Raw genomic sequence first — 15,393 nt, 5'->3', positions numbered from 1 at the left:
GGCACGTGTTACCGGTCGCCGTAGTTGTAGAGCGGCCTGTTGACCGGTGTCGCCGTGGCACCGGTGAGTGACACGGTCGTGACGGTCGCCACCAGTGCGGCCAGGGCGACGCCAATGATCGCTGCTAAGAGGATCTTTATCACCGGGAATTCCTCCTTTGAGGCGGCAATGACCCGGGCGCACCCAACTTAGAACCAATTCTCCTTACTCGCTAGTAGCCAGACTGAATTTTCACAAAGTCGCCGATCAAAGGGGGTCGGTAAGCGCTTGAAATCTGTACAACCGCAGCTCAGGCCGATCGACCACCAGGGCGGCCCCCCGGGTCCACCGGTCGAACCGGGCCCGCTCCTCGACCGTCCCCGCGTCCACCACCACGTACCGGAAGCCCGCTGCGGCCAGGTCCGGTGAAGATCCATCTAGTACGCGTTCCACCTCGCGCACCCGGCGGTCCTCGGCCGCGACGACCATGCTGCCGACCCGCACCGAGTCGTTGGCCACCACGTCGCGCCCCGGCGCGGCGAAGAAGCGCTGGGCCGGGTCGAGCACCGCCCGCCCGCCGTTCCACGCGAACCTGCGATAAGACTCGAACGGCAGCACCAGGACGTCCCCTGGCGCCCCGTCCGCCAGGATCGCCGCCCTGGCCTCGTACCAGCTCCGCGGATATTCCACCGCCTCCAGCCGGCCGAACGCCCCCCAGGCCAGCGTCGGCAGCACCGCGATCGGCGCCAGCACCAGGAGCGACACCCCGTACGGCACCAGGCGCCCGCCCTCGGCGGCGGCCCGCGCGGCGAGCAGGCCGAGCCCCACGGCGGCCAGCAGGGCCAGCGGCGCCACGAACTGCTGCGCGTCACGCAGCACCCCGAACCCGCCCCACAGCTCCACCAGCCACCTGAGCGCCGCCCGGCCGGCGGCGGTGACGCCGATACAGGCGATCGCGAACCCGGCGGCCGCCGCCACGGCGAGCCCCGCCCGGCCGGGCAAGTCCCGGGCGCGCGCCACCGCCGCGATCCCGGCCAGCACCAGCACGAGCCTGGCCAGGGCGGCGATCGGCGCGTCGTACCCGGCGGGCACCGCGCCGGCGTTCCAGATCCCGCCGAGCGACAGCAGGCTCACCACCGCGCCGAAGGGGCCGTCGGCCCGGGCGGCGAACGCGTCCACGCCCACGCCGTCCCCGTTCAGCGCCTCGGGCCGGGCCAGCGCGGGCACCAGCCAGGGCAGGCTGAACGCCAGGACGACGCCCGCGGCCGGCAAGAGGCTCCTGCCCCGCGCGTACCAGGCGGAGGGGAGGACGGTGATCGCGGTGACGGCCATCGCGGCGAACCCGCCCACCGCGGCCGGCACCATCGCCACGGCCACGCGGCGAGGCGCGCACGCCGCCCGTACCACCCACGGCAGTCCGGCGTACCCCAGCAGCAGCGCCCACTGCCCCATCAGCAGCCGCTCGGCGACGTACGGGTTCCACACGTAGAACGCCCCCGCGACCAGCCGGGGCCCCAGCGCGGCCGACGGGACCAGCAGCCCCGCCCCGGCGCAGCCCAGCGCGAACACCCCCAGCAGGACCGCCTTCTGCACCAGCTCCGCGGGGACCACCGAGGCCAGCGCGGTCACGACGGCGTCGCTCGGCACGACCCGCGGCGCCCCGCCGGCCAGCCCGAAGGTGAAGCGCGAGAAACGCGGCTCCGGCACGAACACCATGTCCTGGACGAGGACGAACCCCCACCGCAGCCCGGGTCCCAGAGCGAGAGCGCCAAGGACGAGACCGAGCAGCGCGCAGGCTGCTCCGGCCCTCCTGGTCTGCGGCATCCCGCTATGACATCACAACCCAGCCACAGACATTCCCGGCATGTCCCCCGATTGTTAGTCTTTCCGCAGATCCAGGTGCTCTCTCGGTGACACGACGCCGCGCAAGGGAGCGGCGCGGGACCGATCCACGCGAGCGACGGGGCCAGAGGGACCGGTGACGACGAGCGAGACGACGGCCGAGAGCCGCCCGCGGACGCGCGGCGCCGAGGGTCGCCCGTGGACACGGGGCGACGCCGTGCTGGCCGCCGGGCTGGTCATGGTGGCCGTCCAGCTGGTCTGGAAGTTCGACCTGGTACGGCGCTCCTACTTCAGGCAGGACGACTTCACCTTCATCGCCCGCGGCCTGGAGCACGGCCTGACCTGGGACTACCTCATGCGGGTGGACTACGGCCACCTCGTGCCCGGGCCGTTCGCGATCCAGTGGGCGCTGGGCCGCCTGGGGGTCTACAACGACGTGCTGGCCCACGCCGTGGCGATGACGCTGCTCGGCGCCGCGGGGCTGGCGCTGCTGCGGCTGCTGCGGCTGCTGTTCGGGCCGCGCCCGGCCATCCTGGTGCCGCTCGCGTTCTACCTGCTGACCCCGATGACGATCTCGTCGCTATCGTGGTGGGCGGTGCTGATCGAGACGCTGCCGTTCCAGATCGCGCTGCCGATGGCGCTGAGCTCGCACGTGCACTACGCGAGGACCGGCCGCTTCGGCCACGCGCTGGCCGCGGCGGCGTGGACGGCGGCCGGCATGGCCTTCTTCGTGAAGGCGCCGTTCATCCTGGTGCTCGCGCTCGCGCTGAGCGTGGGGTGGCTGCGCCGCCCCCGGCAGTGGCCGGCCTGGGTGCTCTACGCCGGGGTGGTCGCGGTCTACGCGGTGGTCTTCTTCCGGCAGCTCTTCACCTCCGTGCAGCTCACGGCCGACACCGTGCAGCCGAGCCTGCCGAGCCTGCCGGTCGCGGCCAGGTTCGCCTGGACGTTGCTGTGGGGCTCGCTGGTGCCCGGCGCGTTCGGCGGGCCGTGGAAGTGGCTGCCCATCGGGGACGACTACGCCATCGCCGCCACGCCACCGGGGCCGGCCTGGGCCGCGCTCGGGCTGGCGGCCGTGGCCGTGGCGGTGTCGATCCGCTACCGCAGGCGGGCCTGGCTGGCCTGGCTGGTCCTGCTCGCCTACGTGCTGCTCGCCGACGTGGTGCCCGTGCTGATCGGGCGCGTGGAGCAGCTCGGCCCCGAACTGGGTGGCTACGAGCTGCGCTACGTCTCCTCCACGTCCATGGTGCTGGCCCTGGTGATCGGCCTGGCGTTCATCCCGCTGCGCGAGGAGGAGCGGCCCTGGCTGCGCCCCGCGCCCCGGCTGAGGCTGGTGTGGGTGCCGCTGGCCGCCGTCGTCGCGGCGGGCTCGGTCTGGTCGGTGACGGCCTACGGCCGCCTGCCCCTCGGGCAGCACGTCAGGAGCTACGTGGAGACGGCACGGGTGGCGCTCAAGCGCACGCCGCCCGGCGCCGTCATCGTGGACACGTACGTGCCGCCGAAGGTGGTCGTGGCCACGTTCTTCTACCGGTACGCGCTGACGTCCAAGGTGCTCGGCCCCATCGCCGCGCACCCGGTCACCTGGACCGGCCGGCTGAACGGGCCGGTCAGCGGCCCGCTCATGTTCGACGAGCAGGGCCGCCTGCGCCCGGTGTCCATCGAGGGCGTCGTCATCCCCGGGCGGTCCCCCTGCACGCGGGTGGGTCCCGCCAGGGTTCGTTTCCGCCTGCCCCTGCCCCTGCCCTGGGGCAAGTGGACGGCCCAGGTCGGCTACCTGAACCCGGTGGAGACCACGCTGTCCGTGCGGTTCGGCGGCGGGCCCGAGACGCGGGTGGCCGCGGGCAAGGACCTGGGCTCGACGTACGCGGCCGTCGAGGGCGGCGGGACCGACCTGGTCCTGCGCACCCTGGACGGCCGCTCCGCCTGCGTCGGCGAGATCAGGGCCGGTATCCCCAGGCCGGCCCTGAACACCACCGCCGTCCCCCCGCAGCCCGTGGGGTGACGAGGCTCACTTGCCGGGCTCGGGGTCCCTGGGCAGGCCCAGCATGCGCTCGCCGATGATGTTGAGCTGCACCTCCGTGGTGCCGCCGTAGATGGTCATCGCCCTGGTGGCGAGCACCGCGCGGTTCCAGTAGCCCGCGTCGCCGAGCGTCATGTCGGCCCCCACGACCGCCGCCGGGCCCAGCAGGTCCACCGCCGTCTCGGAGACGTGCTGGGCGTGGGAGGTGGACAGCAGCTTGCGCACGGACGCGTCCGCGCCCGGCTCGGCCCCGGCGAGCTGCTTGAGCGTGACCCGCAGCGACAGCGCGTTGATCGAGTGGCCCTCGCAGACCACCGCGGCCACCTGCTGCGCCTCGGCCGGCGTCAGCTCGCGGCCGAGGCGGCCGATCAGCCCCAGCAGGTCGGGTACGGACGCGCCGGTGCCGCCCGAGCCGGACGACAGCGAGACGCGCTCGTTCGAGAGCGTGTTGCGGGCGACCTTCCAGCCGTCGCCGACCTCGCCCACGACCAGGTCGTCGGGGACGAAGACGTCGTCGAGGAAGACCTCGTTGAACAGGTTCTCGCCGGTCATCTCGGTCAGCGGCCGGACCGTGACGCCCGGGGCCTTCATGTCCACCAGGAAGTACGTGATGCCCTGGTGCTTGGAACCCTCGCTGGAGTTGCGGGCGATGCAGATGCCCCACTCGGCGACGTGGGCGACGGAGGTCCAGATCTTCTGCCCGCTCAGCTTCCAGCCGCCCTCGACCTGCTCCGCCTTCATCTGCAGCGAGGCCAGGTCGGACCCGGCGCCGGGCTCGGAGAACAGCTGGCACCAGATCAGCTCGCCGCTGAGCGTCTTGGGCAGGAAGCGCTCCTGCTGCTCCCGGGTGCCGTACGCGGCGACGGACGGCACCACCCACGCGCCGATGATCATCGCGGGCAGCTTGACCTTGGCGGCCTTGAGCTCCTGGGCGATCAGCACCTGCTCCAGCGGCTTGGCGTCGCGGCCCCACGGCCTGGCCAGGTGCGGCATGACGAAGCCGCGGTCGGCCAGGGCCCGCTTCTGCTCCTTGCCCTCCAGCCGGGCGATCTCCGCGATCTCGGCCCGGATCGACTCGCGCAGCTCCTCGGCGTCCTCGGGCAGGTCGATCTGCATCTCGCGAGCGACGCCCCGCAGCGCCAGCCCGGTCACCTTGGCCGCCCACTCCGACGAGGAGCCGAGCAGGGCGCGCAGGGTGAGCGCGCGGCGGTAGTAGAGGTGGACGTCGTGCTCGAAGGTGTAGCCGATGCCGCCGAAGGTCTGGATGGCGTCCTTGGCGCACTGGACGGCGGCGTCGGGGGCCATCACGCCCGCGACGGCGGCGGCGTACTCCAACTCTGTCCCGTCGGCCCTGGTGGCGTCCCAAACGGTCGCGCGCGCCTGCTCCAGCGCGACCAGCATGCGGGAGAGCTTGTGCTTGATGCCCTGGAACTGGCCGATCGGGCGACCGAACTGCACGCGTACCTTGGCGTACTCGGCGGCGGCGGTGACGCACCACGAGGCCAGGCCCGCGGCCTCGGCGCCGAGCAGGATCGCGGCGAGGTTGAGCACGTCGGGGCGCTGGACGCCGCCCAGGATGCCCTCGGCGGGCACCACCAGCTCCGACACCTCCACCCTGGCCACCGGCCTGGTCAGGTCCAGCGACTTGACCTCGGTGACGGTGACGGCGGAGGCGTCGACGAGGATCCATTCCTCCCCGTCGTCCGTGGCGACCGGCAGCACGAGCGCGTCGGCCAGCGAGCCGCCGAGCACGGGGTCGGCCGTGCCGGAGACGACCAGGGAGCCGTCCTCGGCGCGGGTGCCGCTCAGCGAGCCGGTCAGGGCGACGGCGCCGGTGAGGGTGCCGTCGGCGAACGACTCCAGGTGCTCGGGGCGCTTGGAGGCGTTGATCACGGCACTGGCCAGCACGGTCGGCAGGTAGGGCCCCGGAGCCATGCGCTCGGCCAGCGCCTCGACGGCCACGGCCGTCTCCAGCAGCCCGTAGCCGGAGCCGCCGTACTCCTCGGGCACGTGCAGGCCCAGCAACCCCTGCTCGGCCAGGCCCGCCCAGAACGGCGGACGCCCGTCCGTACCGGCGCGCAGCAGCTCGGACGGGATGTTCCGCTCGGCCCAGCCGCTCACCGACTCACGGAGCGCCTCGTGCTCCTCGCTCAACCCGATCGCCATGCTCATCCTCCATGCCAGGTCCGGCCCATACCTAGAACCATATTCTAGAGGATGCTTCTGGCCTAGAGCGGTCGAACCCGTTGGACGAGGGTGTTGATGTCCGCCCAGCGCTTCTTGTTCGTCTCGGGGATGGAGGCCAGGAGCATCGCGGGCTTGGTCTTGCCCACCTCGACGATCGTCACCATGGCCTGGGCGACCTGCTGCTTGCCGTCGAAGGTGTAGGTGACCTGGTAGCCGAGCGTCCAGCCCTTGCCGACCGGGAGCTTCTGCGAGGCGGTCCAGGCGAGCGTGGCGCCCGCGGGATACTGCGTGCGCAGCGACCAGCGGGCGGCCTGGGTGGCCAGCTCGCGGTAGTCGGCGTCCTTCGAGGGCTTCGTCGCCGGCGAGTCACCCGGGAACATGGCCGAGGCGATCACCGTGTGCGGGACGGCCACTTTGCCGATGCGCTGCGCGATGGAGAACGGCGGGAACGACTTGGCCTTCCACGGCGCCGCCAGCCTGGGATAGGTGATCCCGGTGTTCTTGTCGCTGATGAGGCTGGTGACCACGGACGCGGTGCCCGCCAGGGTCGGGTACGCCTTGCTCTTCGGCACCGGCGGCAGCACGATCGGGCTCTCGGTGGCGGTCGGGGCGGCCGACCCCGAGGCGGCGGCGGAGCTCGGCACGGGGACGACCGGGGCCACCTGCTCGCCCGGCTCCTTGTTGGCGGGCACGTCGCCGGAGAAGACCACGAAGATCAGGAAGACGGCCAGGACGGTGACAAGGATGGCACCGAGGAGATAGACGACCTTGATCGGAATGTCGCCGATGCCGCGCCTCGGCGGCTTGGGGATGGGCAGGGGCGGCGACGGCGGCGGATACAGCGGCTGCTGCTGCATCGGGGGCTGCTGGAGCGGGCCCGGACCGCCTCGGTGGACAGGGGGCTGCGGGGGAGGCGCCTGCTGGGGAGGGGTCTGCTGCGCCGGCGGGCCACCCGCCGGGGGCGCGAGAGGGACGGACGGACCCGCCGCCGGCGGGCGGGGGATCTTGACCGTCTCCTCGGCAGGGAGGACGACCTTGCGGAACGGAGTGGTGGGTGAATCGTATGAAGGTCTCTTGTCGCCGACGTCCGCCATGGCCATGAGGTTACGTCACAAGAGAGCTGGATAATTCCTCCAATACCCCTGCAGAATCTAATTCTGTAAGGTCTGCGAACATGAGGGGTTTTTACGAGATCGCAGCCCACGAGCCTGAACGTCCCGCGCTCCTCGGTGACACCGGCGCCACCTACGGTGAACTTCTCGACCGCGTGAACCAGGTCTCCAACGGGCTGACGGCACACGGGGTCGCCCCCGGCGACCGCGTCGTCACCGTGCTGAAGAACGGGCTCGACGCCCTCACCATGATGCTCGCGACGTACCAGACCGGCGCCTATCTCGTGCCCGTCAACTGGCATTTCACCGCCGAGGAGATCGACTACATCGTGGCCGACTGCGGGGCCGGGCTGGTGGTCTCGCCGGACGCCCGCACGGTCGCCGAGCTCGCCGACGGCCAGCCCGCCACCGCGCCGCCGCACCGGCGGGCCGGGTCCATGATGCTCTACACCTCCGGGACGACGGGACGGCCGAAAGGGGTACGTCGGAGGCTGCTGGACCTGACGCCGGAGGAGCTGTACCCGATCCTCATGCGCAAGAGCTGGCGCCACTTCGGGCTGCCCTTCGGCGGGGTGCACCTGGTGTGCTCGCAGCTCTACCACTCGGCCCCGTACGGGCAGGCCATGATGGCGCTGCAGTTCGGTCACGCGATCGTGGCGCCGGAGCGGTTCGAGGCCGTCGAGGCGCTGCGGCTGATCGAGCGGCACCGGGTGACGAACGCGTTCATGGTGCCCACGATGTTCCACCGGCTGCTGGCGGTGCCGGATCGGGAGACGTACGACCTGTCGTCCCTCACCCACCTGTACCACGGGGCGGCCCCGTGCCCGCCGGCCACCAAGCAGGCGATGATCGACTGGCTCGGGCCCGTGCTGTGGGAGTACTACGGGTCCACCGAGGCGGCCGTGGCGACCATGGTGTCCGCGCAGGAGTGGCTGGCCAGGCCGGGCACGGTCGGCAGGGCGCTGGAGGGGATGTCGTTCACGATCGTCGGGGAGGACGGCCAGGAGGTGGGGCCGGGCTCGCCGGGGCTGGTCTACATCGGCGGGATCAACCGGTTCGAGTACCACCGCGACCCGGACAAGACGGCGGCGGCGATGCGCGGCCAGGCGTACACGCCCGGGGACATCGGCTACCTCGACGACGACGGTTACCTGTTCCTGCTGGACCGGCGGACGGACCTGATCATCTCCGGCGGGGTCAACATCTACCCGGCCGAGATCGAGGCGGCGCTGCTCGAACACCCCGCCGTGGCGGACGTGGCCGTGATCGGCGTACCGGACCCGGAGTGGGGGCACAAGGTCGTGGCGCTCGTGCAACCGGCGGCCGGCGCGACGGCCGGGGACGAGCTCACGGCGGAGCTGCTGCGGCACTGCGCGCCCCGGCTGGCCAGGCTCAAGCACCCCCGGGTGATCGAGTACCGGGAGTCGCTGCCGCGCACGCCGACCGGCAAGCTGAGCAGGCACAACGTGCGGGAAGCGTATCTTTCCGGCTGAGCTGGGAACAGTCCCCCTATGAGGAGGATCGCCGCGGGACTCGCCACCGCTTTCGTGCTGCTGCTCGCGGGCTGCGCTCCCCCTCCCACCTCCAGCGCCACGCCGTCGACCGCGACCCCGCACGGCTCGCCGTCGCCGACGGCCTCACCGTCGCCGCTGTCGCTGCACTCGCTGGAGTCGGCGTACGAGGACGTCATCGCCAACGTCCTGCCGTCCATCGTCCAGATCACCACCAAGGTCGGGCTCGGTTCCGGCATCGTGCTCGACACGGCGGGACACATCATCACCAACGCCCACGTCGTCGGCCAGGCCAGCAAGATGGAGGTCACGCTGGCCACCGGCGGCCCGCCGCGCCCGGCCAGGCTCGTCAAGTCCTTCAACGCCGGGGACCTGGCGGTGATCAAGGTGGACCACCCGAACGGGCTGCGGCCCGCGCGGTTCGGGGACTCGTCCAAGCTGCGGGTCGGGCAGATCGTGCTCGCCATGGGCAACCCGCTGGGCCTGTCGGGCAGCGTGACGAACGGCATCGTCTCGGCCCTCGGCCGTACCGTCTCCGAGCCCCAGGAGGCGGGCTCCCCCGGGGCCACGATCGCCGGCGCCATCCAGACCTCGGCCGCCATCAACCCGGGCAACAGCGGCGGAGCGCTCGTGGACCTGTCGGGCAGCGTGATCGGCATCCCCACGCTCGCGGCCACCGACCCCGAACTGGGCGGGGGCGCGGCGCCGGGCATCGGGTTCGCGATCCCGAGCAACACCGCCAGGGACATCGCCACCCAGATCGTCAAGTACGGCAAGGTCACCAACAGCCACCGGGCCGCGCTCGGCATCCAGGGCAGCACGGTGATCAGCGTGGACGGGCAGTCGATCGGGGTCGGCGTGATCCGGGTCGAGCCGGGCAGCGGGGCGGACAAAGCGGGGATCGAGGCCGGTGACGTGATCGTCTCGATCAACGGCAGGAACACGCCGACGATGGCGTCCCTCGCGGAGGCCCTCGCCACCCTCAGGCCCGGCGACCAGGCCAAGGTCGGCGTGCAACACTCCGACGGCACCACGGCCACGGTCACCGTCACCCTGAGCCAACTCCGCACCGACTGACCCCAGCCGAAGTAAGGAGGGCCGGCCCGAAGTGCGCCGTCAGTCCGTCCGGGGGACCTCCGGGGTCACTGCTTGGCGGTGAAGACGATCTCGACCCGCCGGTTCTGCGCCCGGTTCTTCTCGACCGGCTTCCCGCCCACCACGTTGGGCCGCCGCGGCCGGCTCTCGCCGTACCCCCGAGCCTCCAGGCGCACCCCCGCCCCCGTGAGCAGCCCGCGCATGCCCGTCTCCACGGCCTGCGCCCGCCGCCGCGACAGCGCCAGGTTGTACGAGTCGCTCCCCTGATCGTCCGTGTGCCCCTCGATCCTGACCACCCCGCCCGCCCCGTCGGCGTTCACTTTCGCGGCGACCTCCTGCAGCCGCTGCCTCGCCTTCGCGGTCAGCTGCCACTTGTCCAGCGCGAACAGCACGTCACTGGTGAGCGAGACCGTCACCTGGCGCCCCTGCCTGGTCTCGCTCTCGGTGCCGTCCAGCGACTCGACCTCGCCGATGATGTCCTCGACGGGCAGCACCAGGTCCTCCACCACCCCCACGGCGTCGGACGGCGCGCCGGGCGCGGGGGTGGGCGACAGGACGAGGGCCAGGGCGACGCTAAGAGATCGGAACATCGGTGAGCACGCCGATCATGGACATCTCAATGTTGATCTTCGTGACGTCCGCCGGAGGCGCCGCGAAGACCGCGTACAGCGTGGACGTCTGCCCCTTCTCCAGGAACTGGCCCTGGGTGCCGGAGCAGACGCACTTCGCGTCCTGGCCGGTGCCGTTGCGGGCCACGCGGTAGCGCTTGGCGTTCACCGGGTCGATCAGGGAGACGGCGGAGACCGTGAAGTCGAGCGGGGCCGTGCCCAGGCCGTTGTGGACGTTGACCTTGCCGTCGAGCGCGGTGATCGCCCAGTTGAGGCTGAGCGTCCTGCCCTGGCGCTTGAGCCCGAGGATGTCGACGCGGGCCTTGCCGTGCTGCCCGCCCCCGGACACGTCGGCCTGGCGGCTGGCGATCGCCCTGGTCTCCTGCGAAGGCGGCTGTTCCGCCGGAGCCGGGGGTTCGGTAGTGGCGGTGGTCTCCGCCACGGTCTGGGGCTGCTTCTCCTCGCCGCCACCGCCGGCCTGCTGCCCCGGGAGCGCGCCGCAACCGGCCAGCGCGACGGCCGCGACAGCCAGCGCGATCGTCTTTCGCATTCTGTGATCACCTTCGTCGTCGGGGATGTGGCCCTCACCGTAGGGAGGCGGCGTTCAGGATCCGCATAGTCCGCTATATCGGGCGGCCACGCCGTCTACGGGCCTCCTGCGCGAGCCGGTCGGCCTCGGCTCGGCCCTGCTCGTCACTGAGGCGGTCAAACTCTCCCATAGCACGCGTAAGCGCCTCAACCGCGCCGTCGATGTCGTCGAGGTCCAGCGCGGCCCGGGCGAGCGCCATCAGGGCCTGCGCGGTGCCCCGCCGGTCCCCGTACGCGACGAACGTCTCCAGTGCTTGCCTCGCGGAGCCGGCCGCGGCCCCCGGCGCGCCCTCCGCCCTGGCGATCTCGGCCAGTACGAGCAGCGCCCCCGCCTCGGGCAGCCGGTCGCCCAGGCGGCGGTTGATCCCCAGCCGCCGCTCCACGCACCCGCGGGCCTCGGCGAGCCGGCCCCCGCCCAGGTGCAGCCTGCCCAGGTCGAGCAGCGCCTCCGCCTCGCCACGCGGGTCGCCGAGGTCCTGGTACGCGCTCAGGCTCTCGCCGAGCCGCCCCTCGTCCCTGCGCAACGCGCCCAGCGCCCGTAAGGCATCGGCCCTCCCGCGCCGGTCGCCCGCCTCCTCGAAGACCCGCAGAGCCCGTAGGAACGCCTGCTCGGCCTGCGCCGGGCGAGCCTGCACCAGGCCCAGCCGGAGCGTGATCCTGGCCAGCTCCAGCCCTTCCACCAGCGGCTGGGCCGCCCGCAGCGCCGCGGCCGCCGACTCCGTGCGCCCTTCGGCCCGGTGCAGGTCGGCCAGGCCGCGCAGCAGGAGCGCCTCGCCGTGCCGGTGGCCCGCCGCTCTGGCCGCGTCCAGCCCGGTCGCCGTGGTGGCGTGCCAGTCGTCGTGGTGCGCGCCCAGCTCGAACAGCGGGGTGAGGTAGAAGGCCAGCCGCCAGGCGGCCTCGTACAGGCCCGCCCGGGAGAAGTCGCCGACGGTCGCCACCAGGAAGCGGCGCTCGGCGCTCAGCCAGCGCGCCTCGTGCCGCAGCCACCCGGTCTCCAGCGGCCCGGTGCCGGGCAGGTGGACCTCGGTGCGGCCGGTGCCGGGCTCGGCGGGCAGGAGGGAGGCCCTGGCCTGCCGGGTACGTTCGAGGATCGCGCCCGCGATGACCGCCAGCACGCGTCCCGGGCCGCCCTCCTCCTCCGCGAGGCGTTCGGCGGCGTAGAGCCTGGTCAGGTCGTGCCAGCCGTACCGCTCCTGACCGGCCTCGTCCAGGCCGCGCGACTGCAGCAGCCCGGCCTCCGCCAGCGGCTCCAAGTCCGTGCCGAACACCCACGACGCGAAGTCGGGCGCCGACAGCGCGCCGAGCCCGCGCAGCAGCCGCCGTTCCGGGTCCGCCAGGCCCCGGTAGCCGAGCGCGAGGCTGCCCCGCACGGCGAGGTCGCCCGCGCTGAGCTCGTCGAGCCTGCGCCGCTCGTCCCCCAGGCGGCCCGCCAGGTGGTCGAGCGTCCAGCCCGGCTTCCTGGCCAGCCGGGAGCCGGCGATGCGCAGGGCCAGGGGCAGGTGGCCGCAGAGCCGTACGATGCGCAGGGCGGCCTCGGGCTCGGCCCGCACCCGCTCGTGCCCGGCCACCTCGCCGAGCATCGCCACCGCCTCGTCCCCGTCGAGCACCCCCATCTCGTACGCCCGTGCCGCCTCCAGCCCGGCCAGCGGCGACCGGCTGGTCACGAGCGTGAGGCTGCCGGGACCGGTCGGCAGCAATGGACGCACCTGGGCCTCGTCGGCGGCGTCGTCCAGCACGACGAGCAGCCGCTTGCGGGCCGTCATGCTCCGGTAGAGCCGCACCCGCTCGTCCAGCCCCGGCGGGACCGCGCCGTCCGGGCAGCCCAGCGAACGCAGCAGGTCCTCCAGCACGGCACCGGGCGGCCGGGCGCCCAGCGAGGCGTAGAGCCGGCCGTCCGGGCGTTCGAGCCCGGTGGCGGCGTGTACCGCGACGGCCGACTTCCCGCAGCCGGGCGGGCCGTGCAGGACGACGTGTACGGGGGCCGACGCGTGCTCGCGGGCCGTCCGGACGATCCAGTCGAGCACGGGCGATCGGCCGACAAAATCCGAAATGTCGGGTGGCAGCTCGTCGACCGGGCCCCGGCCGCCGCCGGCGGGCGCCGAGGCGCGGCCCTGGCCGGCCAGAGCCGAGAGGCGGCCCTCGCCGGCCAGAGCCGAGGGGTGGCCCTCGCCGGCCAGGACCCGCCGGTGGGCGTCGGCCAGCTCGGCGCCCGGCTCCAGCCCCAGCTCGTCCACCAGCGTCCGGCGCGCGTCCTGGTAGGCCGCGAGCGCCTCCGACCGGCGTCCCGCCTGGTGGAGGGCCTCGATGAGCCGCACCCAGGCCCGTTCGCGCAGCGGATGCGCCCCGGCCAGCGCCCGCAGCTCCCCGACCACCTCCGCGCCCCGGCCCAGCCGCAGGTCCAGCTCCACCCGCTCCTCCAGCGCGGTCAGGCGCAGCTCCTCCAGCGGCACGGCGTGCGTCCGGCGCAGCACGGACGACTCGACGTCGGCCAGCGCCTGCCCCCGCCACAGCGCCAGGGCCGCCCTGAAGCCGTCGGCTGCCTCCGCCACCCGGCCCGCCGCCCGAGCCTGCCGCGCCCCGCCGACCAGCCGCTCGAACCGGTGGCAGTCGACGTCGTCCCGTTCGACGTCGATGAGGTAACCGCCCGGCACCGTACGGATGCCGTCCACGAGCTTGCGCAGCGCGCTGACGTACACCCGGAGCACCGACCCCGCCGAGGCCGGCGGCCGGTCGTCCCACACCACGGACATCAGCCGCTCGACCGGCACCGTCTCGCGGGCCGACAGCAGCAGCGCGGCCAGCAACGTGCGGTGCTTGGCCGGTCCCGGCACCTGACCGGCCTCGATCCGCAGCGGCCCGAGCACGCCGAAGCGCACGTTCACGCACCTCTCGGCATCACGTGCCCGCCGGCCTGAGCGCGAAGGAGTCGAAGCGGACGCGTGCGGGCCCGGTGGCGCCGGAGGCGGCGTGGACGCCGGCCTCTCCCGGGCCGTAGGGCGCGTCGGAGTCGGTCGCCTGCGCGACCAGGCGTTCGTTCAGCCACATGCGCAGCGTCACCTTGCCCCCGCTCTCGCCGCACTCCGCGACGACGCGGTTGACGGCCGCGCCCCGCGCGTCCGCCGGGCCGTACAGGGTCGTGCCCGGGGTGCCCGTGCGGCGCTTGACGATCGTGACCTTGCCCGAGCCGCTCACCCCGAACTCGTAACGCTCTCCGGAGCGCGCCGAGCCGTGGCACCACACACCGTACTCCCCGCTCCCCTCCTCCAGGGCGGCCTTCGCGCTGACGACCACGCCGCCCTCCGGCTCCTGCCTGGGGGCCGACTTCCACAGCCGCCAGCCCGGCTTGACGGTCAGCTCGTAGCGGGAGCCCGCCTGCCGCGCGCTCCCGCCCTCCGACGCGCCGATCGCCCAGGAGTCGTCGAAGCCGGCCTCGTACGGCCAGCTCTCGCGCGACAGCGCGGGCACGGTCACGGCGGCGGTGACGACGACGGCGAGCCCGACGGCCCCCGCGACCCACGGCCACCGCCTCCGCTTCGGCTTCGGCTTCGGCTTCGCCGTGAACACAGGGGGAGCGGGCGCGGGCCGCGGGTCGGCCGGCGTGCCGCCCGTCCAGGTGCGCTCCACCACTTCGGTGGCCGCGGCCAGGCGGGTGCCGCCGACCAGGTCCGCCAGCAGCCGCTGGGCCGTCGGCCGCAGGCGGGGATCCTTGGCCAGCGCCCGCTCCACGACCTGCCTGATCCCCTCGTCGAGCCCGTCCAGCCCGGGCTCTTCCCGCGTGATCCGGTACAGCACCTCCGCGGGCGCCCCGCCCCCGAACGGCAGCCGCCCCGTCCCCGCGAACGCGATCACCCCGCCCCACGCGAACACGTCGGCCGCGGGCGTCAGCGGCTCCCCGCGCACCTGCTCGGGCGCCATGAACGCGGGCGTCCCGAGAATCGCCTGGCTGGCCAGGCTGTCGTGCTCCACGAGCTGGGCGATGCCGAAGTCGATCACCCGGGGGCCGAGCGGCGAGAGCAGCACGTTCGACGGCTTGAGGTCGCGGTGGATCACCCCGGCCCCGTGGATGGCGCTCAGCGCGGTGGCGATGCCCACCGCGAGCGCCTCCAGGTTCCCGCCGGAGAGCGGCCCCTGCTCGTTCACGGCCCGCGCCAGGTCGGAACCTTTGACGTATTCGGTGACGAGGTAGGCGACGTCGCCGTCGATCCCCGCGTCCAGCACGGGCGCGGTGCAGAACCTGGCCACCCGGCGGGCCGCCGCGACCTCCCGCTCGAAGCGCCGCCTGAACGCCGGATCGCGGGCCAGCGCCGGATGGATGACCTTGAGCGCCGCCAGGCCGCCGGTGGGGGTCGAGGCGAGATGCACCTCGCCCATGCCGCCGCGCCCGAGCAGGCGCCGCAGCGTGTACCCGCCAATGACCTCGTTCATCGCAGACAGACTAGCCAGATCCCGGCATT

At 73.2% G+C, this 15,393-nt stretch carries 11 protein-coding genes; 3 read left to right on the top strand and 8 right to left on the bottom strand.

All coding sequences use genetic code 11. The annotated features are described in order from the left end of the window. Positions 1-8 precede the first annotated feature (8 nt). Both H4W80_RS63045 and H4W80_RS42835 read right to left on the bottom strand, forming a co-directional pair. Positions 9-143, bottom strand: coding sequence for a hypothetical protein (locus tag H4W80_RS63045; protein WP_318787313.1), 135 nt, complete (start codon positions 141-143; stop codon positions 9-11). A gap of 103 nt (positions 144-246) precedes the next feature. Continuing rightward, on the bottom strand, positions 247-1,803 hold the full coding sequence (locus tag H4W80_RS42835) for an MmpA family trehalose lipid delivery protein (protein WP_192790283.1): 1,557 nt from the start codon (positions 1,801-1,803) through the stop codon (positions 247-249). A 154-nt stretch (positions 1,804-1,957) separates the two neighbouring features. Between H4W80_RS42835 and H4W80_RS42830 the strand changes: the two genes are divergently transcribed. Further along, entirely contained in the window at positions 1,958-3,820 is a 1,863-nt protein-coding gene (locus H4W80_RS42830; RefSeq protein ID WP_192790282.1) for a hypothetical protein, read from the top strand. 6 nt (positions 3,821-3,826) lie between these two features. Here H4W80_RS42830 and H4W80_RS42825 read toward each other — a convergent pair whose 3' ends face one another. Both H4W80_RS42825 and H4W80_RS42820 read right to left on the bottom strand, forming a co-directional pair. Continuing rightward, on the bottom strand, positions 3,827-6,004 hold the full coding sequence (locus tag H4W80_RS42825; protein WP_192790281.1) for an acyl-CoA dehydrogenase family protein: 2,178 nt from the start codon (positions 6,002-6,004) through the stop codon (positions 3,827-3,829). Between the two features lie 62 nt (positions 6,005-6,066). Continuing rightward, complete coding sequence (locus H4W80_RS42820) at positions 6,067-6,882, bottom strand: hypothetical protein (protein ID WP_192790280.1); 816 nt, start codon at positions 6,880-6,882, stop codon at positions 6,067-6,069. Between the two features lie 317 nt (positions 6,883-7,199). Between H4W80_RS42820 and H4W80_RS42815 the strand changes: the two genes are divergently transcribed. Beyond that, the gene (locus H4W80_RS42815) at positions 7,200-8,630 is read left to right on the top strand and encodes an AMP-binding protein (protein ID WP_192790279.1); all 1,431 of its coding nucleotides are present in this window, start codon (positions 7,200-7,202) and stop codon (positions 8,628-8,630) included. Between the two features lie 18 nt (positions 8,631-8,648). Beyond that, the gene (locus tag H4W80_RS42810; protein WP_192790278.1) at positions 8,649-9,725 is read left to right on the top strand and encodes a S1C family serine protease; all 1,077 of its coding nucleotides are present in this window, start codon (positions 8,649-8,651) and stop codon (positions 9,723-9,725) included. A gap of 65 nt (positions 9,726-9,790) precedes the next feature. Here the strand turns inward: H4W80_RS42810 and H4W80_RS42805 are convergent, their stop codons facing one another. From H4W80_RS42805 to H4W80_RS42790, 4 genes are all read right to left on the bottom strand, one after another. Beyond that, the gene (locus H4W80_RS42805) at positions 9,791-10,333 is read right to left on the bottom strand and encodes an OmpA family protein (RefSeq protein ID WP_192790277.1); all 543 of its coding nucleotides are present in this window, start codon (positions 10,331-10,333) and stop codon (positions 9,791-9,793) included. Beyond that, positions 10,317-10,901, bottom strand: a complete 585-nt coding sequence (locus tag H4W80_RS42800; protein ID WP_192790276.1) for a hypothetical protein — start codon at positions 10,899-10,901, stop codon at positions 10,317-10,319. Before H4W80_RS42800 ends, H4W80_RS42805 begins: the two co-directional genes overlap by 17 nt. A 73-nt stretch (positions 10,902-10,974) precedes the next feature. Further along, positions 10,975-13,821, bottom strand: coding sequence for an AfsR/SARP family transcriptional regulator (locus H4W80_RS42795; protein WP_192790275.1), 2,847 nt, complete (start codon positions 13,819-13,821; stop codon positions 10,975-10,977). 13 nt (positions 13,822-13,834) lie between these two features. Beyond that, a complete protein-coding gene (locus H4W80_RS42790; RefSeq protein WP_192790274.1) occupies positions 13,835-15,364 on the bottom strand; it encodes a serine/threonine-protein kinase in 1,530 nt (509 codons plus the stop codon). Between the last annotated feature and the right edge of the window lie 29 nt (positions 15,365-15,393).

Source organism: Nonomuraea angiospora (assembly GCF_014873145.1).
GTDB classification, from domain to species: Bacteria; Actinomycetota; Actinomycetes; order Streptosporangiales; family Streptosporangiaceae; genus Nonomuraea; species Nonomuraea angiospora.
This window is presented reverse-complemented; position numbering and strand designations above follow the sequence as displayed.